This is a genomic window from Spirillospora sp. NPDC000708, from assembly GCF_040299565.1.
GTDB lineage: Bacteria > Actinomycetota > Actinomycetes > Streptosporangiales > Streptosporangiaceae > Spirillospora.
Window position 1 is genome coordinate 1 of record NZ_JBEPCJ010000030.1, and the last position, 20,421, is coordinate 20,421.

At 75.0% G+C, this 20,421-nt stretch carries 14 protein-coding genes; 3 read left to right on the forward strand and 11 right to left on the reverse strand.

The window, feature by feature from the left end:
- Positions 1–126: 126 nt before the first annotated feature.
- The 6 genes from ABT299_RS21960 to ABT299_RS21985 all read right to left on the reverse strand — a co-directional run bounded on the left by ABT299_RS21960 (position 127) and on the right by ABT299_RS21985 (position 8,845).
- On the reverse strand, positions 127–906 hold the full coding sequence (locus tag ABT299_RS21960; RefSeq protein WP_190854619.1) for an SDR family NAD(P)-dependent oxidoreductase: 780 nt from the start codon (positions 904–906) through the stop codon (positions 127–129).
- A 60-nt stretch (positions 907–966) separates the two neighbouring features.
- Entirely contained in the window at positions 967–2,343 is a 1,377-nt protein-coding gene (locus ABT299_RS21965) for a sigma-70 family RNA polymerase sigma factor (RefSeq protein ID WP_500251818.1), read from the reverse strand.
- 11 nt (positions 2,344–2,354) lie between these two features.
- Entirely contained in the window at positions 2,355–3,596 is a 1,242-nt protein-coding gene (locus ABT299_RS21970; protein ID WP_500251819.1) for a PP2C family protein-serine/threonine phosphatase, read from the reverse strand.
- Positions 3,597–3,695: 99 nt separating this feature from the next.
- Positions 3,696–4,757, reverse strand: a complete 1,062-nt coding sequence (locus ABT299_RS21975; RefSeq protein ID WP_387023155.1) for an acetate/propionate family kinase — start codon at positions 4,755–4,757, stop codon at positions 3,696–3,698.
- A 36-nt stretch (positions 4,758–4,793) separates the two neighbouring features.
- Entirely contained in the window at positions 4,794–7,166 is a 2,373-nt protein-coding gene (locus ABT299_RS21980; protein WP_500251820.1) for a phosphoketolase family protein, read from the reverse strand.
- A 122-nt stretch (positions 7,167–7,288) separates the two neighbouring features.
- Complete coding sequence (locus ABT299_RS21985) at positions 7,289–8,845, reverse strand: gamma-glutamyltransferase (RefSeq protein WP_500251821.1); 1,557 nt, start codon at positions 8,843–8,845, stop codon at positions 7,289–7,291.
- A 460-nt stretch (positions 8,846–9,305) separates the two neighbouring features.
- Between ABT299_RS21985 and ABT299_RS21990 the strand changes: the two genes are divergently transcribed.
- The gene (locus tag ABT299_RS21990) at positions 9,306–10,580 is read left to right on the forward strand and encodes an amidase (RefSeq protein WP_500251822.1); all 1,275 of its coding nucleotides are present in this window, start codon (positions 9,306–9,308) and stop codon (positions 10,578–10,580) included.
- Here ABT299_RS21990 and ABT299_RS21995 read toward each other — a convergent pair whose 3' ends face one another.
- Both ABT299_RS21995 and ABT299_RS22000 read right to left on the reverse strand, forming a co-directional pair.
- On the reverse strand, positions 10,581–12,131 hold the full coding sequence (locus tag ABT299_RS21995) for a toprim domain-containing protein (protein ID WP_500251823.1): 1,551 nt from the start codon (positions 12,129–12,131) through the stop codon (positions 10,581–10,583).
- 102 nt (positions 12,132–12,233) lie between these two features.
- Positions 12,234–14,942, reverse strand: coding sequence for an AAA family ATPase (locus ABT299_RS22000; RefSeq protein ID WP_500251824.1), 2,709 nt, complete (start codon positions 14,940–14,942; stop codon positions 12,234–12,236).
- 178 nt (positions 14,943–15,120) lie between these two features.
- Here ABT299_RS22000 and ABT299_RS22005 point away from each other — a divergent pair, with 178 nt between their 5' ends.
- Positions 15,121–15,648 (forward strand): hypothetical protein, encoded by a 528-nt coding sequence (locus ABT299_RS22005; protein ID WP_500251825.1) that lies wholly within the window; start codon positions 15,121–15,123, stop codon positions 15,646–15,648.
- 8 nt (positions 15,649–15,656) lie between these two features.
- Here the strand turns inward: ABT299_RS22005 and ABT299_RS22010 are convergent, their stop codons facing one another.
- Both ABT299_RS22010 and ABT299_RS22015 read right to left on the reverse strand, forming a co-directional pair.
- On the reverse strand, positions 15,657–16,565 hold the full coding sequence (locus ABT299_RS22010; protein WP_190854596.1) for a serine hydrolase: 909 nt from the start codon (positions 16,563–16,565) through the stop codon (positions 15,657–15,659).
- Complete coding sequence (locus tag ABT299_RS22015; RefSeq protein WP_387023140.1) at positions 16,562–17,524, reverse strand: LysR family transcriptional regulator; 963 nt, start codon at positions 17,522–17,524, stop codon at positions 16,562–16,564. Before ABT299_RS22015 ends, ABT299_RS22010 begins: the two co-directional genes overlap by 4 nt.
- Positions 17,525–17,632: 108 nt before the next feature.
- Here ABT299_RS22015 and ABT299_RS22020 point away from each other — a divergent pair, with 108 nt between their 5' ends.
- Positions 17,633–19,282 (forward strand): penicillin-binding transpeptidase domain-containing protein, encoded by a 1,650-nt coding sequence (locus ABT299_RS22020; protein WP_500251826.1) that lies wholly within the window; start codon positions 17,633–17,635, stop codon positions 19,280–19,282.
- 147 nt (positions 19,283–19,429) lie between these two features.
- Here ABT299_RS22020 and bla read toward each other — a convergent pair whose 3' ends face one another.
- Positions 19,430–20,398 carry a class A beta-lactamase gene (bla, locus tag ABT299_RS22025; protein WP_500251827.1) on the reverse strand — a complete coding sequence of 323 codons (969 nt, stop codon included), beginning with the start codon at positions 20,396–20,398 and terminating at the stop codon, positions 19,430–19,432.
- Between the last annotated feature and the right edge of the window lie 23 nt (positions 20,399–20,421).

Here is a 20,421-nt window from a genome sequence, read left to right on the forward strand (position 1 = left end):
CGGCCCCGGTGTTTAACCCCGGCGGGGCCGCTTACCGGGCGCCCCCCCCCCCCCCCCCCCCCCCCCGGGGGGGGGGGGGGGCCCCCCCCCCCCCCCCCACCACGCCGTCTGCCGCACGGGGGCGGGTCAGTCGGTGAAGATGCCGCCGGTGGCGTTGACGAAGGTGCCGGTGATCGCGGCGGCGCCGTCGGAGGCGAGAAACGCGGCGGTGTCGGCGATCTGGGCGAGGGTGGGGGAGCGGCGGAGCAGGCGCATCTCGTCCAGGCGGGTCAGCAGGGCCTGGAAGGCGGCGTCGTCCATGGCCGGGCCGAACTGGGAGAGCTTCTCCGGCGACAGGGTCTCCGGGAGGCCCGCCGTCCAGATGCCGACGACGCGGACCCCCGCCGGGCCGCACTCCTGCGCCAGGTTGCGGACGAGCGCGTCGGTCGCGGCGTCCGCCGGGCCGGTCCCGCCCATCATCGGGCTGCCCTTCGCGGAGCCGCTGTCCAGCGTGAGGACGACGCCGGAGCCGCGCTCGGACATGTGCCGGGCGGCGGTCCGGGCGGTGATGAAGTTCGTGGTGATCCCGGTCGTGATCGGGCTCACGAAGTCGTCCACGGCCATCTGCGTGAGCGGCATGCCCTGCACGTCGCCGCGCGTGACGAGGTTGAAGGAGACGTCGATGCCGCCCGCGTCGGCGACGTGCCGGGCGTGCTCCTCGACGGCCTTCTCGTCCAGCGCGTCGAGGACGGCCACCTCGGCGCGGCCGCCGGCGGCCGCGATGTCGGCGGCGACGGCGTCGAGGGACGCGCGGGTCCGGCCGGCGAGGAAGACGGTGGCGCCCTGCCGGGCGAAGGTCCGCGCGACCGCGCCGCCGATCGAGCCGCCGGCGCCGTAGATGATCGCGTTCTTGTTCTCCAGCAGCATGTCCGTGTTCCGTTCTCGTGTCGTTGTGGGACGTCTATGGAGACGCACGGGCCCGGAGAACTAATCGGTCAGCGTCAGCGGCAGCCCGAACACGGGGAACAGGTGCGGCTCGAACGAGGTGATCTCGGCGATCAGGCCGTCCTCGACCCGCAGCACGTCCATGACCTGCGCGCGGTAGACGCGGGTGCCGGGCCGCTGCACGTAGCCGCCGAGGGCGAGCTGCCCGTTCGCGCGGGCCGGAAGGTGCCGCCACCGGCCGATGTACGCGGGCGAGGACGGGTCGAAGGTCTGCGACAGCATGCCGATGATCGCGTCGCGGCCGCCGAACCAGAGCGGGTTCGGGGGCATGGTGATGCGGACGTCCTCGCGCAGCATGGCGGTCATCGCGGCCATGTCGCCGTCGACGGCGGCCTTCATGTAGCGCTCGATGAGGGCGCGCTCGGCCTTCGACGGGTCGGTGCCGCGCGCCCACGCGTCCCGCCGTTCGGGGAGGCGCTCGCGCAGGGCGGGCCGGGCCCGTTGCAGGGCGCTGTTCACCGAGGCCACGGTCAGGCCGAGGGCCTCGGCGGTGTCGGCGGCCGGCCAGCCGAGCACGTCCCGCATGATCAGGACGGCGCGCTGCTTCGGCGGCAGGTGCTGCACGGCGGCGAGGAACACCAGCTCCAGCGTCTCCGCCGTCTCCGCCGCCGTCTCCGGGTCGTCCGGGAACGGCTGCAGCCAGGGCAGGAACGGAGGCGCGGTCACGTCGTTCGACGGCGGGACGGGGGACGGAACGTACCGCTGCGGGCGGCGCTCGTTGCGGCGCAGGAAGTCCAGGCACGCGTTCGTGGCGATCGTGTAGAGCCAGGTGCGGAGGCTGGAGCGCCCCTCGAACCCGTCGCGGTTCCGCCACGCCTTGAGGAGCGTCTCCTGGACGAGGTCCTCGGAGTCGTCGTAGGAGCCGACCATCCGGTAGCAGTGGACCTGCAGCTCGCGCCGGTGCGGCTCGACCAGCCCGGCGAAGTCGAGCTCGTCGCCGTCCCGGAGCGGATTCGTCACGGCGTCCGGCGTGACGGAATCCGCGGCGACCGGCGCGGCGGATCCCGTCACGGGGGCGGCGGAATCCGTCACGGGGTCCGGTGTGACGGAATCCGCGCGGACCGGTGCGTCGGACCGGGTCGCGTCGGCCGCCACGCGCGCGATGCCGCGCAGCCGCCCGACCGACGACGACAGGGCCCGCACCTCGGCGTAGAACGGCTCCGGGCGTTCCGGCGCCAGGCTCTTCACGCGCCGCTCGATATCGGAGATCAGGTCGTGGACGGCATCGCCGCCGCCGGTCCGCCGCGTCCGGTACGCCTTCTGGCGGCAGGCGGCCGAGCAGTACACCGACGCCCGGCCCCGCCGCCCGTCCGGGCGCGGCAGCGCCTTCCCGCACACCCGGCACGCGCTTTCCGTCATGCGCCCAGAGCCTAGGGCAAGGACCCGCCCGGCACCGGAGCGTTCCTGGTCCGGTGCACCAGGAGCAGGGCGACGTCGTCCTCGGCGGGCTCGCGGCCGATGAGCGCCGACATCACCGCGGCGGCGACCCGCTCGGGCGGGCCCGCCTGGACGGCCCGGCACAGCCGCGCGACGCCGTTGTCGACCGAGTCGTCCCGCCGCTCGACCAGCCCGTCGGTGTAGAAGCACATCAGCGCCCCGGGAGGAAGCTCCACCACCTTGGTGGTGCGTGGCGTATCGCCCAGGCCGATCAGGAGGTCGAACTTCATGTCGACGGCCTCCGCCGGACGGCCCGGCAGGGCGAGGACCGGGGGAGGGTGGCCGGCCGACGACACCCGGACCCGCTCCAGAGAGGGCTCGCACACCGCGTAGAGCACGGTCGCCGTCGCGTCGGGCTCGAAATGCATCATCTTGCGGTTGAGCTTGCCCAGGACCTCGGCGGGGTCGGTCGACTCGAGCGCGTACGAGCGCAGCGCGCTGCGCATCCGGCCCATCACGACCGCGGAGGGCAGCCCGTGGCCCGCCACGTCCCCCATGACGATGCCGATCTCGCCGGACGGGAGCTCGAAGACGTCGTACCAGTCGCCGCCGACGCTCTCCTTGCCGGGACGGTAGCGGGTGGCCATCTCGATGCCGGGGAACTCCGGAAGCCCGGACGGGAGGAGACTGCGCTGCAGCTCCAGGGCGCCGGCGCGTTCGGCCCGGCTCGTCAGCGACTGCACCGCCAGGGCGATGCGCGCGGCCGCGAGCTGCAGGAACTCGGTCTCGTCCGCGGTGAACAGGCGCGGTGCCAGGGTGCCGACGTGCATGACGCCGACCAGCTTCCCGCCGCCGATGAGGGGGACGCCGAGCAGCGAGGACAGGCCGCGCTGGACCAGCAGCGGGTTGAAGATCGTCGCGGTGGGCACGTCGGCGATGTAGACCGGCCGCCGCTCGGCGGCGACGCGTCCGGCGAAGCCCTCGCCCACCGGGACGTGCACGCCCTGGGTGACCTCCTCCTCGATGCCCTTCGCCACCGTCGCCTCGAGGAACCGCTCGCCCCGGTCCAGGAGCAGGACGACCGCGGTGTCCACGCCCAGGATCTCGCGGACGCGGACGAGCAGGGTGTCGAGGAACTCCTCGACGCCCATGTGGGCGAACGCCTCGTCGGTGATCGCCTGGATGTTCTCGAGCTTGCGCGCGAGGCTCGCCAGGGCGTCTGCCGGTCTCTCCATCTCGGTCATCGTATGCGTGATATCTAGCGCTTTACCGGAATTGTCGGCAGGCCGGGGGATCTCATTGCCCTCCGGGTGCACGTCCGTTCTCCCAGGTCGTCAGCCTAGGCATCGGCGGACACCGGCGGCGATCTCGAGGTCCTCGCGGGCCGTCACGACGAGCACGCGGACGGCGGAACCGCCGGCGGTGACGTCGGCGTCGCCGTGGGCCTCCTCGTTGCGGGCGGGGTCGACGGAGACGCCGAGGAAGGCGAGATCCTCGGCCAGCCGGTGCCGGACGAAGGGGTCGTGCTCGCCGACGCCGCCGGTGAAGACGAGCGCGTCCAGCCCGCCGAGGGTGGCGGCCATCGCGGCGGCGCAGGCGCGCAGGCGGTGGTGGTAGACGTCGAGGGCGGCCAGCGCGACGGCGTCGCGGGCCTCGGCGCGCTCGCGGATCTCCCGCATGTCGCCCGTCCCGGTGAGGCCGCGCAGCCCGGACCGGCCCTCCAGCGCCTCGTTGATCTCGGACGCCTCGACGCCGTGCTTGATCAGCCACAGCGGGATGCCCGGGTCGACGCTGCCGGCGCGGGACGCCATGACGAGCCCTTCGAGCGGCGTGAAGCCCATCGTGGTGTCGACGGAGCGGCCGTCGGCGACGGCCGCGAGGGACGCCCCGGACCCCAGGTGGCAGATCACCGTCCGGGTCGGCAGCGTGCCGAGCATCTCGCGCGTCCGCCGGACGGCGTAGGAGTACGAGAGCCCGTGGAAGCCGTAGCGGCGCAGCCCGAACCGCTCGCGCCATTCCGCGGGCAGCGCGTAGGTGGCGGCGGCGTCCGGCAGGGTGGCGTGGAACGCGGTGTCGAAGCAGGCGACGGCGGGCACGCCGGGCAGCGCGCCGGTGATCTCCGACAGCGCGTGCAGCGACGCGGGCTGGTGCAGCGGCGCGAGATCGGCGAGCGCCTCCAGGCGTTCGGTGACCCGCGCGTCGACGACGACGGGCTCGGTGAAGTCGGTGCCGCCGTGCACGAACCGGACGCCGACCGCGTCCGGCGCCGGCATGTCCGCGACCATCGGGGCGACCTCGTGGCGGGCGCCCGCGTTTTCGGTGACGACGGTGCCGTCCGGGTCGATCATGCTCAGCTTCAGGCTGCTCGACCCCGGGTTCACGGTCAGGATGCGCATCGCGGCCCCTCAGTGCGGCTTCGTCAGGGTTCGGCTTCAGTAAGGCCAGGTCCAGTCTCGGACCTCGGGCGCGTCCTCGCCGTGCTTGCGCGTATAGGCGCGCAGGGCGAGGCGCTGGTCGGCCATGCGCTGCCGGATGTGGGCGACGCGGCCGCCGAGGGACGGGACGCGGTCGATGACGTCCATGACCAGGTGGAAGCGGTCCAGGTCGTTCAGCATCACCATGTCGAAGGGCGTGGTCGTGGTGCCCTCCTCCTTGTAGCCGCGGACGTGCAGGTGGCCGTGGCCGTGGCGGCGGTAGGCGAGCCGGTGGATCAGGTACGGGTAGCCGTGGAACGCGAAGATGACCGGCTTATCGGTGGTGAAGAGCGCGTCGTACTCGCGGTCCGGCAGCCCGTGCGGGTGCTCGGTGTCGGGCTCCAGCCGCATCAGGTCGACGACGTTCACGACCCGGACGCGCAGGTCCGGGAAGAGCTGCCGCAGGATTTCGACGGCGGCGAGCGTCTCCAGCGTCGGGATGTCGCCCGCGCACGCCATGACGACGTCGGGGTCCGCCCCGCCGTCGGTGGACGCCCACTCCCAGATGCCGATGCCGCGCGTGCAGTGCGCGATCGCCTCGTCCATCGGCAGCCAGTCCAGCGCGGGCTGCTTCCCGGCGACGATCACGTTGACGTAGTCGCGGGACCGCAGGCAGTGGTCGGCGACCGACAGCAGCGTGTTGGCGTCCGGCGGCAGGTACACCCGGACGATCGCGGGCTTCTTGTTCATGACGACGTCGAGGAAGCCGGGGTCCTGGTGCGTGAAGCCGTTGTGGTCCTGCCGCCACACGTGCGACGACAGCAGGTAGTTCAGCGACGCGATCGGCCGCCGCCACGGCAGCCGCCGCGTCACCTTCAGCCACTTCGCGTGCTGGTTGAACATCGAGTCGACGATGTGGACGAACGCCTCGTAGCTGTTGAACAGGCCGTGCCGCCCGGTCAGCAGGTAGCCCTCCAGCCAGCCCTGGCACAGGTGCTCGCTGAGCACCTCCATGACCCGGCCGTGCGGCGCCTGGTGCTCGTCCGTCGGCAGCCGCTCGCCCTCGAACACCCGGTCGGTGGCCTCGAAGACGTCGCCGAGCCGGTTGGACGCCGTCTCGTCCGCGCCCATGATCCGGAAGTTGGCCGGGTTGCGCTCCACCACGTCCCGCAGGAACGCCCCGAGCACGCGGGTGGCCTCGGACGTCGCCGTCCCGGGGCGGTCGACCTTGACGGCGTGGTCGCGGAAGTCGGGCAGCTTCAGCGGGCGCAGCAGGAGCCCGCCGTTGGCGTGCGGGTTCGCGCTCATCCGGCGCTCGCCCACGGGCGCCAGGTCGGTGATGGCGGGGAACGGGCGCCCCTCCTCGTCGAACAGCTCCTCGGGACGGTAGGAGCGCAGCCACTCCTCGAGCTGCGCGAGGTGCTCAGGGTTGTCGCAGACGCCGGTCAGCGGCACCTGGTGGGAGCGCCAGGTGTTCTCGACCGGCAGGCCGTCGACCACCTTCGGCCCGGTCCAGCCCTTCGGCGACCGCAGGATGATCATCGGCCAGCGGCGCCGCTGGGTGTCGCCGCCCTCGCGGGCGGACCGCTGGATCTCGGCGATCTCGTCGAGCGCGCGCTCCAGCGCGACGGCCATCTTGCGGTGCATCGGCTCCGACTCGTCGCCGCTGACGATGATCGGCCGGTGCCCGTAGCCGTCCATGAGCTGGACGAGCTCCTCCTCGGAGATCCGCGCTAGCACCGACGGGTTCGCGATCTTGTAGCCGTTGAGGTGCAGGATCGGCAGGACGGCACCGTCGCGCACCGGGTCGACGAACTTGGTGGAGTGCCACGACGCCGCGAGCGGCCCGGTCTCCGCCTCGCCGTCGCCGACGATGCACGCCACGACGAGGTCCGGGTTGTCGAACGCGGCGCCGTACGCGTGCGCCAGCGAGTAGCCCAGCTCGCCGCCCTCATGGATCGACCCCGGCGTCTCCGGCGCGACGTGGCTCGGGATACCGCCGGGGAACGAGAACTGCCGGAACAGCCGCTCCATGCCGGGACCGTCCCGCGACACGTCCGGGTACACCTCGCTGTAGGTGCCCTCCAGCCACGCGTTCGCGACCGCCGCCGGCCCGCCGTGCCCCGGACCCATGATGTAGATCATGTCGAGGTCGCGGGCCTTGATGGCCCGGTTCAAATGCGCGTAGCAGAAGTTCAGGCCGGGCGAGGTGCCCCAGTGGCCGAGCAGGCGCGGCTTGATGTGGCGCCGCCGCAGCGGCTCGCGCAGCAGGGGGTTGCTCAGGAGATAGATCTGCCCTACCGAAAGGTAATTCGCGGCTCTCCAGTACGCGTCGATCCGCCGGACCTCGTCGTCGGACAGGGGAGTGGACGCGGTGACGGCCTCGGTCATGGCGCGGTGGTCCCTTCGGTGGTCGGCGTACGCCCGGGAAGGATCACGTCCCCGCAATCTCTCCCGTCAACCCCGCGCACGGGAACCCCGGGACGCCCCCGGATCCGCTCGCGGGGCCGTGCTCAGCGGACGCGGGGGAGGGTGAAGGGGCAGGGGCCGTCGCCGCGCAGGCCGCCGCCCGGACCGGCCTCGATGAGCTGCGCCTCGCCGAAGTCCTCGTCGTCCGCCGCCGTCCGGACGAGGTGCCCGCGGCCGGGCAGGTCGCGCGCCCAGGCGTCCGGCGCGCCGGCCTGGAGGTCGAGCCGGATCGGGGTGTTGCCCTGCGGCGCCTCGAACGGGCCGAGCCCGCCGGCGAGGCGCCAGCGGGGCGCGGCGAGCGCCTCCTCCGGCGGCGCGCCGCGCAGCAGCCGCACGAGGATCTGCAGGCCGACCTGCGGCTGGAGCCCGCCTCCGGTGCAGCCGAGGACCGCCCGGAACGTGCCATCGGACCGCGTCGCGACGACCGGGACGAGCGTGTGCGGCGGGCGGCGCCGCGGCCCGTACTCGGCGGGCGAGCCGGGCGCCAGCGTGAACCCGGCGCCCCGGTTGTGGAGGTTGATGCCGGTTCCGGGCTCGAACAGGAGCGAGCCGAGGCCGGTGCCGTTCGACTGCTGGAGCGCGATGGACATGCCCCGGTCGTCCACGACGCAGACGCAGGCGGCGTCGCCGGACGGGAACGTTCCGCGCCGCCGCCAGTGCCGGGCCGGGTCGATCGCGGCGCGGAGCGCGGCGATGCGGTCCGGGCAGAGGAGCGCCTCCGCGTCCTGCCGCCCCTGCTCCCGCTCGGGGTCGTCGGAGGCGGCCAGCACCGACTCGGCGAGCAGGTGCGCCCAGCCGGGGTCGGCGGGGTCCGGCAGGTCGAGGCCCGCGGCGACCGCGAGCGCGGCGAGCAGCACGTGGCCCGGCGAGTTCGGCGGAGGCGTCCACACGTCGTGCCCGAACGCGCGGACGCCGAGCGGCCGCGTCCACTCCGCGCAGGGCTCGGCGAGGTCGGACGGCGCGTAGAGCCCGCGTCCCGCCCGGAGCAGGCCGTCGCCGAACTCGCCCTGGTAGAAGCCCGCGCGTCCCTCGGCGACGACGGCCCGCAGCGCGCGGGCGATCCCCGGGCGCCGCACCTGCTCGCCGGGACGGGACGGCCACGCGAGCCCGTCGCCGCCCGGCGCGTCCCGGCAGGCCGCGACGAGGCCCGGCGAGGCGGTGAACCCCCGCTCGGCGTGCAGCACCGCCGACTTCAGCACCTCCGCGAGCGGCATCCGGCCGTGCCGGGCGTGCAGCGCGAGCCAGCCGTCCACGCAGCCGGGGACGGTCACCGACCGCAGGTCGTGCCGGACCGGCATCCGGCGGCGGCCCTCCGCGCGCAGCGCCGCCGCGTCGGCGCCCGACCCGGCCCGGCCGGAGGCGTTCAGCGCGGCGGGCGGGCCCGGCCGGTCGTGGACCAGCGCGAACAGGTCGCCGCCCGGCCCGCAGCGGTGCGGCGCGACCACCGCCAGCACCGCGTTCGCCGCCACCGCCGCGTCGGCCGCCGACCCGCCGGCCCGCAGGATCGCGAGGCCCGCCGAGGACGCGCGGTGGTCGGCGGTGCAGATCATCGCCCGGTCGGCGGTACCGGTGATCTCCTGCTGATCCACCGGCGCGTTCACACTTTGACGGTAGTTGCCGGAGCGGCGGGCCGAAAGGCCCAGATGGCGGGCATTGTCAGCGGATCTGACAGGGTGCCCCGGGCGCAGTGAGGGCGGCGGGCCTCGGGGGAGGCCACGGCGGCGGGTGCGCGCCTGAAGACCGCGCCGCCGTGGCCCCGTCCCCCCACCCGGCTGTGGAAGGCACCGGTTACAGGGGCGGCGGCCGCCGCGGGCCTCCGCCCCGCCCCCCAGCGAACCGGCGGGAACGCCTCCACAAGGTGCGAAGAAGCTTGCCGCGTACCCGCGCGTAGGTTCACGGCTCCGCCGGTCCCGTCGACGAGCGGACGGTTTCCTGCGATGAGCGGGCCGCGAACCCGGCCGAAGAAGCGCCGGACGGGGCCCGCGCGATCGGCGAGGTGAGCCGTACCGAACCGGTGCGCCATGCTAAGCAGACCTTCGGGCCACGGTTCAGGGAGGCGGCATGACCGGATTCTTCGCCGGACGGACGCTCGACGGCGTGCGCGGCGACCTGCGGTCGGGCGCCGCGACGGCCGCCGGCCTGCTCGACCGCGCGCTGGAGTCGATCGACCCGACCCTCAACGCGTTCGTCACCGTGGACGCGGAGGGCGCGGCGGCCGCCGCCCGCGCCGCGGACGAGGAGCTCGCCGCCGGGCGCGACCGCGGCCCGCTGCACGGCGTCCCCGTCGCGGTCAAGGACATCATCGACGTCGCGGGGCTGCCGACCGGGATGGGCTCGGCGCACTTCGACGGGTACGTCGCCGACCGCGACGCGGCCTGCGTCGCGCGCCTCCGCGCGGCGGGCGCGGTGATCGTGGGCAAGACCACCACGCACGAGTTCGCCTACGGCGCGAGCGGCGACACCGCCGTCAACGGCCCGTCCCGCAACCCGCACGACCCGTCCCGGATCTCCGGCGGGTCCAGCGGCGGCAGCGCGGTCGCGGTCGCCGCGGGCATGGTCCCGCTCGCCCTCGGCACCGACACGGGCGGGTCGGTCCGGATCCCCGCGGCGTTCTGCGGCGTCGCCGGGTTCAAGCCCGCCTACGGCGCGGTCCCGACCGAGGGGGTCTTCCCGCTGTCGGTCTCGTTCGACCACGTCGGCGTGCTCGCCGCCACGGCCGCCGACTGCCGGACGGCCTACCGGGTGCTGACGGGGCAGCCCGAGGACGCCCCGCCCCGGCACGAGGGTCTCCGGGTTGCGTGGGTCGAGGGCGCCCCGGTCGCGGACGAGGTGGCGGAGGTCGTGCGCGGGCTGCTCCCGGACGCGCCCGCCGAACGCGTCGAGCTGCGGGAACTGCGCCGCGTCTTCGCCGCGATCCAGGACAGCGAGGCGTACGAGGTGCACGCCGAACGCGTCGCGGACGCGCCCGAGCTGTACCAGCCGGCCACCCTAGACCGCCTGCGCCGCGCCGGTGAGACGCCCGGCTGGCGGTACGTCCGGGCGTCGCGCGAGCGGGCGCGGTTCATGGAGGAGGCCGCCGGGCTGCTGCGCCGCCACGACGTGCTCGCGCTGCCGACCGTCCCGATCACGGCACCGGAGATCGGGCGGGCGGAGTGCGCGCTGGGCCGGGTGCAGCCGGCCCTGCTGAGCCTGACGTGCCCGTGGAACGTCCTCGGGCTGCCCGCGCTGAGCGTCCCCGCCGGGAGGGCCGGCGGGCTCCCCGTCGGACTGCAGCTGGTCACGAGCCCGGGCCGGGAGGACCTGCTGTTCGCCCTCGCCGGACGCCTCGCGCCGTGATCAGCCGTCCGTGAGGTGGTCGGCGAGCACCTCGGTCACCAGCGCCGCCGGAAGGGACGTGCGGGCCGCCAGGCGGACGACCTGGCGGGCGGCCCCGGAGGGGCGGGCCGCGATCGGCCCGCAGGCGGCGCGGAGCGCGGCGAGCCGCTGCTCGGGGGTGGCGAGCGAGCCGCCCGCGCGGGCCGCCGCCGCGTCCACGACCGCGTCCATCAGCGGGACCGCCGCGCGCAGCGCCTGGAGGAGGGCGTCGCGGCCCTGCCCGGCCAGCACGCCCGCGGGGTCCTCGCCGCCGGGGAGCGCGGCGAGGTCGAGCGGTCCGGCGACCCGGCTCAGGACGTCCCACGCGCGGACCGCGGCCGACCGGCCCGCCGGATCGTCGTCCAGCGCGATCAGGACGCCCGTGGCGCCGAGGTCGGCGGCGCCCGCGAGGGCCGCCAGGTGGGCGGGGGTGAGGGACAGCCCGCAGGTCGCGACCGGCGCGAACTCCGGCGCCCGCGCCGTCTCGACGGCGATCGCGTCGAGCGGGCCCTCGACGAGGACGGGCCGCGCGCCCGCCGCCAGCCGCTCCCGGACCTCGTGCAGGCCGTAGAGCAGCTCGCCCTTGTGGAAGAAGCCGGTGTCGGGTCCGTTGAGGTACTTCGGGCCCTCCCCGCCGTCGCGGCGGCGGCCGAGGAACCCGGCGATCGCGCCGTCCGGCCTGCGGATCGGGAACATCGCGCGGTCGCGGAACATGGCGTGCGGCCGTCCCGACGCGCCGTGGCGCGCCAGCCCCGACGCGACGATCGCCTCGTCGGCGTGCCCGAGCGAGCGCAGATGGTCGACGAGGGCGTGCGGGGAGTCCGGCGCGTAGCCGATCTGGCGGCGCCGCTGCACGCCCGGCGAGAACCCGCGCCCGTCCAGGTAGGCGGGCACCCAGCTCGCCTGGAGACGGGCGCGGAAGAACCGGTGCGCCTCGGGGAGGACCCCGCCGGACGGGTCGCGGACGCGGTCGTGGACGCGGCGGGCCGTCCGCAGGATCCGGTCGCCCGCCTCCGCGCCCGCCCAGAACGCGTTCACCGGGAACACCGGCGGCTCCGGTTCGAGACCGAGCCACGACAGGACGAGGTACGCGACGGAATCGGCCTCCACCCGCGGCAGGCCCCGGCTCAGCTCGCCCGCCAGCCGCCGGACGAGCCCGTCGGGCGGCGCGGGCGGTGCGGGCGGCCCGGCGGGAGCCGCAGGCAGGGGCAGGCCCGTCGTCTGCGCGATGTCGAAGACGGCGTAGGGGCGGCCCGTCCGCGACAGCACGCGGATGCCCGTCTCGCCCCGGCCGACCTGGCGTCCGGTGGCACGCCAGTCCTCGTACGAGCGGACGTCGGTCGCCGCGCGCCACTGGGCGCCGATCAGCAGCGTGTTGACGTAGCCGTGGCGGCGGCCGTGCAGGACGGCCCGGTCGAGCCACCACGTCCACGGCCGCGTCCCGTCGCGCAGCAGCGCCGTCTCGTGGGCGGCCATGTCGCGCAGCAGCGCGGCCAGGCGGCGCCGGTCGTCCTCCCAGGGGGTGGCGGTCACGGGTCCCTCGCCTTCGGTCGTGCCGGCGGGGAAGCCGCCTGAGTCATACCCAGGACGCCCCGGGTACAGGCGTCACAGCCGCAGGCGTCCCGGGTACGGGCGTCACAGGTACAGGCCGAAGAACTCCTCCGGGTGGTCCAGCAGCGGCGGCAGGTCCTCGGCGGTGAGGGTGACCAGGTCCTTCTTCGCGGGCGGCTTCACCGGGCCGCCGTCGCCGCCGGCGCCGACGGCCGCGGACGCGATCCGGTCGGCCTGGTTGGCGACGGCGACGTCCAGCAGGTTGCGCATCAGCCGGCCGTTGCCGAACGACGGGCCGCGCGGCGCGGTCCGCAGCATCGAGCGCAGCGTCTCCTCGGTGCCGGGCGCGAGCCGGAACCCGTCGGCCTCCGCGAGCTGCCCGAACACCGTGATCAGCTCGTCGTCGCTGTAGTCGGGGAAGTGGATCTGCTTGGGGAAGCGGGAGTCCAGGCCGGGGTTGGCGGCCAGGAACTCGGCCATCTCCTGCTGGTAGCCGGCGACGATCACCACGAGGTCGTCGCGGTGGTCCTCCATCAGCTTGACCAGCTCGGCGATGGCCTCGTGGCCGTAGTCGCCCTTCAGCGGCGACTGGGTGAGCGTGTACGCCTCGTCGATGAACAGCACGCCGCCGATCGCGCGCTCGACGAGCCGGCGGGTGCGCGGCGCGGTCTGGCCGATGTACTCGCCGACCAGGTGCGCGCGGGACGCCTCGACCAGGTGCCCGGACGACAGCACGCCGAGCTTCTTGTAGATGCGGCCGAGCAGCCGCGCCACCATCGTCTTGCCGGTGCCGGGGTTGCCGGTGAACACCATGTGCCGCGTCGGCGGCGTGATCCGCAGGCCGGACTCGCTGCGCAGCCGCGCCGCGTGCGTGCCCGCGACCAGCAGCGCGATCTCGTGCTTGACGGTGTCGAGCCCGGTGAGGTCGCGCAGCTCGTGCAGCGGGTTCCCGGCGGACTGGGCGGTGTCGAGGGCGGCCGGGATGTCGCCCTTGCGCACCACGATCTCCGCTCCGCCCTCCGTCCGCCGCCGGACCGCCGCGACGACCTGGTCGGCGAGGTACGGGGCCAGCCGCGCGTTGCGCAGCGACTGCATCGGCGGCGTCGCCGCCAGCAGCTCGCCCGCGGCCTCGACGGCCTGCCGGGTGGCGCGCGCGCCGAGCCGGTCCAGCGCCCGGCGGAACAGCTCGGCGTGGCCCTGCGCGGTGAACGGCTTCGTCCGCGCGATCCGGAACCGGCCCGGCAGCACCGGGTTGACGTCGCGGATCCGCTCGTCGCCGTCCGCGTCGCACAGCACGACGAGGTTCAGGTCGGCGTGGATCGCCAGCAGCCGGTGCAGCTCGTCGGCGATGGCCTCGCCGTTGCCGGGGTCGGCGACGATGCTGTCCAGCCCGTCGATGATGAGCAGCCGGTCGCCGGCGCAGTCGCGGGTGTCGGCGTGCAGCTTGGCGACCGCGTCCGAGAGCCGCTGCCCGGCGTACAGGTTGTCGGTGACCCACAGCGGGTCGCGGCCGAGTGCGAGCGCCTTGCCGAGCTCCTGCGCCGCGTCCCGCTTGCCGGTGCCGTCCGGGCCCGCGATCAGCAGCCGGACGGGCTCCTTGCCGCGCGACAGCTCCTCCAGCGCGGCGGTCAGCTCGGGCTGCCCGACCAGCGTGCTGGCCAGCTCGGCGCGCGTCCCGGCGGCCGTCGCGCCCGCTCCGCCGCCCTCGCCCTCCTCGCCGGCGGCGGGCGCCTTGAGGGTCTCGGTGAGCGGGTTGACGACGCGGCGGCGCGGCGCGTACAGGCGGCGCAGGTCGGTCTGGAACTGGCCGACCGGGATCCACTCGGCCTTGGGGAACCACGGGTCGCCCGGCAGGCCCTGGACGATCGCGACGAACCGCATCGCCATGTCGAGCCAGGCGCGGCACGCGTCGGCGGCGCCCGCGACCAGCGCCCGGACGAGCCAGGCGCGGGTGCGCTGCTGCCAGGCGTCGGCCTTGAAGCCGCGGCGCTCGGCCGGGAAGCGCTGCTGGAGGTCGTGGTAGCGGTCCTCGCCGAGGGCCGCCGCCAGTTCCGCCGGGATGTGCTCCATGCTGCCCTGCAGCAGCAGCTGGATCAGGTGCGACTCGGGGGACTCGTCGCGCGGCGCGACCTCCGCGAGGATCCCGTACGCGGCGAGGAGCCCTTCGCACACCCAGTCGAGGTACCCGACGGGGCCGAGCAGCTCCGGGACGGCGGCGACGATGTCGTCGCCGGCGTGCGCGTGCCAGTGCTCGCGCAGCTCCATCTTGGGCAGGTTCACGTCGCACTCGGGCGGGTCGGCGTAGAGCCGCAGCAGCGCCTTGCGGCGCTCCTCCAGCGGCTCGATGCCCTCCAGCACGCCCAGGCACTCGCGGGCCAGCTCGATCGCCAGCTCCCGGTCGGGCGCCTCGATCAGCCAGTCCACCGGCGGGCGCCACCGGCCGCCCGGCGCGTCCCAGCGGGTCATCCGGGTGCTGAGCGTGCCGGGGTTGGCGAGGTGCCGGTGCAGCAGCCGCTCCGGCAGCTGCGACCACGAGCCCGCCTTGATCGCGCCGCCACCGGGCAGGAACGCCAGGATGCCGAAGATCTCCGCGGTGACCAGCGAGGCGGGCAGCGTCAGCAGCTTGTGCTCGTCGGTGGTGAGGTCGGCGGCGCGGGGGTCGTTCGCCAGCGCGTCGATCCGCGCCGAGATCTCCTCGAACAGCCCGTCGGGGACGCGCCACGGACCGTGCGCGTAGACGTCGAGCACCGGCTCGTCGGTGAGCAGTAGCTCCAGATGCTCCGGCAGCCGCAACGCGTTCCTCCAAGAGAGATCAAAGCAGGGGTACAGCCTACGTTTACGAAAGGAGTGCTGGTTTAGCGGTCGGCCGGATCATCGGTATTGGGTCGGCCACGTTCGGTCACCGGCCGGAAGCGGTCCGGTGCCGCCCGCGCGGACCAGCGCGGATCGCCGGAGATGAGGGGGTGAGGGCGTGCCGGAGCGCGTCGCGGAACTGGCCGCACGGCTGCGCGCGATCGACTGGGCGTACGAGGGTGACGAGCTTCACAGGCGCTCCCGCATCGCCCTCATGCGCGAGCACCTGCACCGCGGCGAACGCTGGGCGCGGCACCTCGGGTTCCGGGGTTCCGGGCCGTTCCTGACGCTGCCGGATCTGATCGCCCCCGGCGTCCGGGCGGACCTGGTCGTCGTCCGGGGCGTCCTCGACACCGTGCCCGACCTCGACCTGTCGCCGACGTCCCGGGCCTGCGCTGCCGCGCTGCACTTCGCCGCCCTCCATGACGCGGAGGTGCCGCTGCCCGCGCTGCCCGACCCCTACGAGCCGCTGGTGCTGCTCTTCGAGCGCGGCGGCGGGTTCGGGATCGACTGCTCCGGCGTGTTCATCGAGCTCGGGTCCGTCGCCGTGCCGCGCGGCCGCCGCGAAGGCAAGCTCAGGAACGCGTCCCTCGCCCCGATGGACCACACCGCCCTGGACGACCTCGACATGCTGGACGACCGCTGACCCGGCGGTCAGGGGCGGCGGAGCGACTCCACGGCCAGCCGCGCCGCCGTGCCGATCACCGCGTCCGCCTGCGGCAGCACCGCGATCGGCAGCAGCGACCGGGTGAACACCGCGACCGCGTACCGGCCGCCGTCCGGGTACTCCACGACGCCGACCTCGTTGCGGACGGTCAGCAGCGTCCCCGTCTTCCCGCTGACCAGCACGTCGTCGTACGGGAAGCCGGACGACAGCCGGTGCGGCCACACCTGCAGCCCGAACAGCCGGCGCATCGCCGCGCACCCGTCCGGCGGCGCCGCCTCGTCCCGCCAGATCGCGGCGAGCAGCCGGGTCATGTCGCGGGGCGTGCTGCGGCTCGTCCGGGCCGGGTCGAGGGCGCGCAACCGGGCCGCCATGCCGGGCTCGTCCAGCCGCGCCCACACCTCGGGGAACCCGGACGCGCCCGCGTCGGCGAGCAGGTCCTCGAACAGCCGCCGGCCGCCGCCCGTCACCACGGTCTCGCGCAGGCCCAGCCCGGCGGCGGCGGCGTTGACCGCGTCCAGCCCGACCCGGTCCAGCAGGGCGTCCGCCGCCGCGTTGTCGCTCACCGTGATCATCAGGCAGGCGAGGTCGCGCAGCGACATCCGTACGTCGTCCAGCAGCGCCGACACCCCGGTCGGGCCGGACGTGCGGTCCCCGGCGGGCAGCGTGACCTGCTCGGTCGGGTCGAGCAGCCCCTCGGCGGCGCGGCGGTGGAAGGCGACCAGCAGCGGCACCTTGAACACCGACGCCAGCACCACCGGATCGTCGGCGCGGACCGCGACCTCCCGGCCGGTGTCGATGTCGGCCGCGTGCAGGAAGCCGGTGACGCCCGCCGCGCGGAACGCGTCCCCGATCCGTACGGCGGTGTCCCCGGCCACCGCGTCCCGCGTGCCGGTCATGCCAGGAACCCGGAGGACGGGCGGGACACGACGCGGCGCGGCGGCGCGGCGTCCAGCGGCGCCATCCCGGCCTCGCGGCGCAGCACCGCGGTCGCGACGGCGGTGAAGTCGGCGATGGCGCGCTCGTGCTCGGCGTCGCGGGTGCGCCGCCACGCGCACGACGTCCGCCACACCAGCGGCTCGCCGACCAGCGGACGCCACGTCACCCCGGCGGAGTCGTCGGTGCGCGGGACGAGCGCCACGGCCGTCCCGGCGAGGACCAGCCCGAGCGCGAACTGCGGGTGCCGCGCCTCGTGCACGGCGGGCGGCGCGTACCCGTGCCGGCGGCACGCGGCCAGCGCCTCGTCGTAGGCGCCCGGCGCCTCCTCGCGGGGGAAGACGACCAGGTCGCGGCCGGCGAGGTCGGCGAGGTGCACCTCCGGGGACGCGGCGAGCCCGGCGCCCTCCGGCAGCAGCACGCCGACCGGCTGCCCCAGCATCGGGCCGAGCCCGAGGCCGCGCGAGTCGCACGGGTGCCGGACGATCCCGGCGTCCAGCGCGCCCTCCGCCAGCGCGCGGACCTGCTCGGCGGTGCCCGTCTCGCGCAGGTCGAGGCGCAGGTCCGGGCGGCGGTCCCGGAACGCGGCGATCAGCGCGGCGACGATCGGGCCGCCGAGGTCGCTCGGCAGCCCGGCGCGCACGGTGCCGACCTCGCCGAGCCGGGCCCGTTCGGCGACGGAGTAGACGCGGTCCACGCGGGTGAGGATGTCACGGGCCTCGTCCAGCAGGAGCCGCCCGGGCGCGGTCAGCTCCACCCGCCGGCTGGACCGGTCGAACAGCCGCACCCCGAGTTCGCGCTCCAGTCGCTGGATCCGCTGGCTCAGCGGCGGCTGGGCCATGCCGAGCCGCTCCGCCGCGCGCCCGAAGTGCAGTTCCTCGGCCACCGCGACGAAGCAAGCGAGATGGCCGACGATGTTCACGAGCAGGGACCATATCAGAATCCATATCGCTGCCCCTCGGATATCAATCTTGGACATCTGGACGATGACCTGGTGTTCTTGGGCGTCCAACGACCGAAAGGACATGAGATGCGCCGATCCCGCGTGGTCGCCGTCGCCGCCGTGGTGGCCGCGGCCGTGCTCGTGGGGGCGGGAGCGGTGTGGTTCCTGCGGGACGGGGAGTCCCCGGGGGACGCCGCGAAGCGCTACGCGGCGGCTTGGAGCCGCGGCGACTACGCCGCGATGCTCGCGCTCACCGCCGATCCGCCCGCCGACTTCACCGCCCGGCTGACCGCCATGCATGACGCCCTCGGCGTCACCGCGCAGCGCTACACGGTCGCCTCCGTCGGGAAGCCGAAGGGCGGCACCGCCGGCGGCTCGTACACCGCCGAGCTGACGCTCGCGGGCGCCCGCGCCTGGAGCTACGAGGGCGCGATGCCGCTCACCAAGAGCGGCGGCAAGTGGCGGGTCGCCTGGTCGCCCGACGTCATCTACCCGGGGCTGAAGGAGGGGCAGCGGCTGAGCGCCTCCCGCGCCTGGCCCGCCCGCGCCGACATCACGGCGGCCAATGGCAGCAGCCTCTCCGGGTCGCCGTCCGGGTCCGTCCAGCAGCTGGCCGGGCCGGTCGGCCCCGCGTCCGCCGAGGCCGCGGCCAAGCTCGGCGCCCCGTACCGCAAGGGCGACACCGTCGGCGCCGACGGGCTGCAGAAGCAGTACGAGAAGCGGCTCGCGGGCACGCCCGCCCTCGCCGTCCAGATCGTCGACGCGGCCGGCAGGCCTGTGAAGACGCTGAAGCGGTTCGGCGGCGCGGACGGCACGCCGCTGCGCACCACGATCGACCCGAAGGTGCAGGCCGCGGCCGGCAAGGCGCTCGGCTCCGCCGCCAAGCCCGCGTCGCTGGTCGCGCTCCGGCCGTCCACCGGCGAGATCCTCGCCGTCGCGAACAAGCCCGGCGGCTACAACCGGGCGCTGATGGGCCGCTACCCCCCCGGCTCCACCTTCAAGGTGGTCACCGCCGCCGCGCTCGTCGCGGGCGGGATGTCGCCGTCCACCAAGGTGCCCTGCCCGGCCACCACGACGGTCGGCGGCCGCTCCTTCCACAACTACCAGCACGAGGACTTCGGGACGGTCGCGCTCCGCGAGGCGTTCGCGCACTCCTGCAACACCACCTTCGCGCGGCTCGCCGTGGACAAGCTGGGGGAGAAGCGGGTCGCGCAGGTCGCCGCGCAGTTCGGGTTCAACGCCCCGGTCGTCGCCGGGCTGCCCGCCGTCCGCGCCTCGTTCCCGGACAACAAGGACGACACCGCGTTCGCGGCGGCCTCGTTCGGGCAGGGCGAGGTGCTGACCAGCCCGCTGAACATGGCCGCGGTCGCCGGCGCGGCGGCGAGCGGCGTGTGGCGCTCGCCCCGGCTCGTCGACGCGTCGCTGGTCTCCAAGGCGGTGGACGCGGGCGGCCGCAAGGCCGAGCCGCCGCACCGGCTGGAGCCCGCGGTGAAGTCGGCGCTGCACTCGCTGATGCCGGCCGTCGTCAGCGAGGGCACCGCGTCCGGGGTGAACTTCCCGTCCGGCACGGCCGGGAAGACCGGGACGGCGGAGTACGGGTCGGGCGCGAACCCGCCGACCCACGCCTGGTTCATCGGCTACCGCGGCGACCTGTCCTTCGCGGTCATCGTCGAAGGAGGCGGCACCGGCGCCGAGGCCGCCGCCCCGATCGCCGCCGACTTCCTCAACTCCCTCTGACCGGCCCCCGGGTCTCTCGCGGCGGGGGGGGGGGGATTTGGGGGGGGATGTGGCCGAGCCCCCCCCCGCCGGCCGCGGGGCCCGCGGGCGGGCGCCGGGTGCCGCCGCCCCCGCCGCCCCCCCCCCCCCCCCGCCGCGAGCCGGCGGTCAGTGGACGGCGGCGGCGAGGATGCCCGCGGTCTCGGCGATGGCGGGTTCGTCGGCCGCGGCGTCCGCCGTGAGGCGGTTCGTGGTGATCACGATGATCACCGGCGCGCCGGACGGCGGCCAGGCGATCGCCATGTCGTTGGCGGTGCCGTAGGTGCCGCCGGTGCCGGTCTTGTCGCCGACCGTCCAGCCCTTCGGCAGGCCGGCGCGGATCCGCTTGTCGCCGGTGATCGTCTGCTTCATCCAGCCCGCCAGGCGGTCGCGGTCCGCGCGGACGAGGGCGCCGCCGGCGGTGAGGGCGCGCAGGTCGGCGGCCCAGGCGCGCGGGGTGGTGGTGTCGCGGAGCTCGCCCGGCTTCCAGAGGTTGAGGTCGGTCTCCCAGCGGTCGTGGCGGCTGACCCGGTCGCCGAGGGAGCGGAGGAACGCGGTGTCGCCCGCCGGCCCGCCGATCTGCCTGAGCAGCAGGTTCCCGGCGGTGTTGTCGCTCTGGGTGATGGCCGCCTTGCACAGGGCGGACACCGTCATTCCGTCCTTGACGTGGTCCTCGGTGACCGGCGAATTGTCCACCAGGTCTTTCTTCGTGTAATGGATGACCCGGTTCATCAGGCCCGGGTCGGTCCGCCGCGCCTTTCGCAGGACGGCGCCGCACGCCATCACCTTGAAAGTGGACGCGAAAGCGAATCGCTCGTCCGCCCGGTACGAGGCGAAACGGCCCGTCCCGGTGTCCACCGCGAAGGCGCCGATACGGTCGCCGCGCGATTTCTCCAGGGCGTTCAACCTCTTTGTGACGGCGGCCTGGGACGGGGCGGGCCGAGAGCCCGGCGAGGCGGAGAGCGGCGCGACCGCGCTCTGCGGTACGGCCCGCTCGCCAGGGGATTCGCGGGAACCGCACGCCGCCAGGCCGGCGAGGGCCGTGGCGGACGCGGCGATCGCCGCGGTCGTGCGGAGACGGTGTCGGTATTCGCTCATGGGGAGAGCAGACCAGAGCCCGA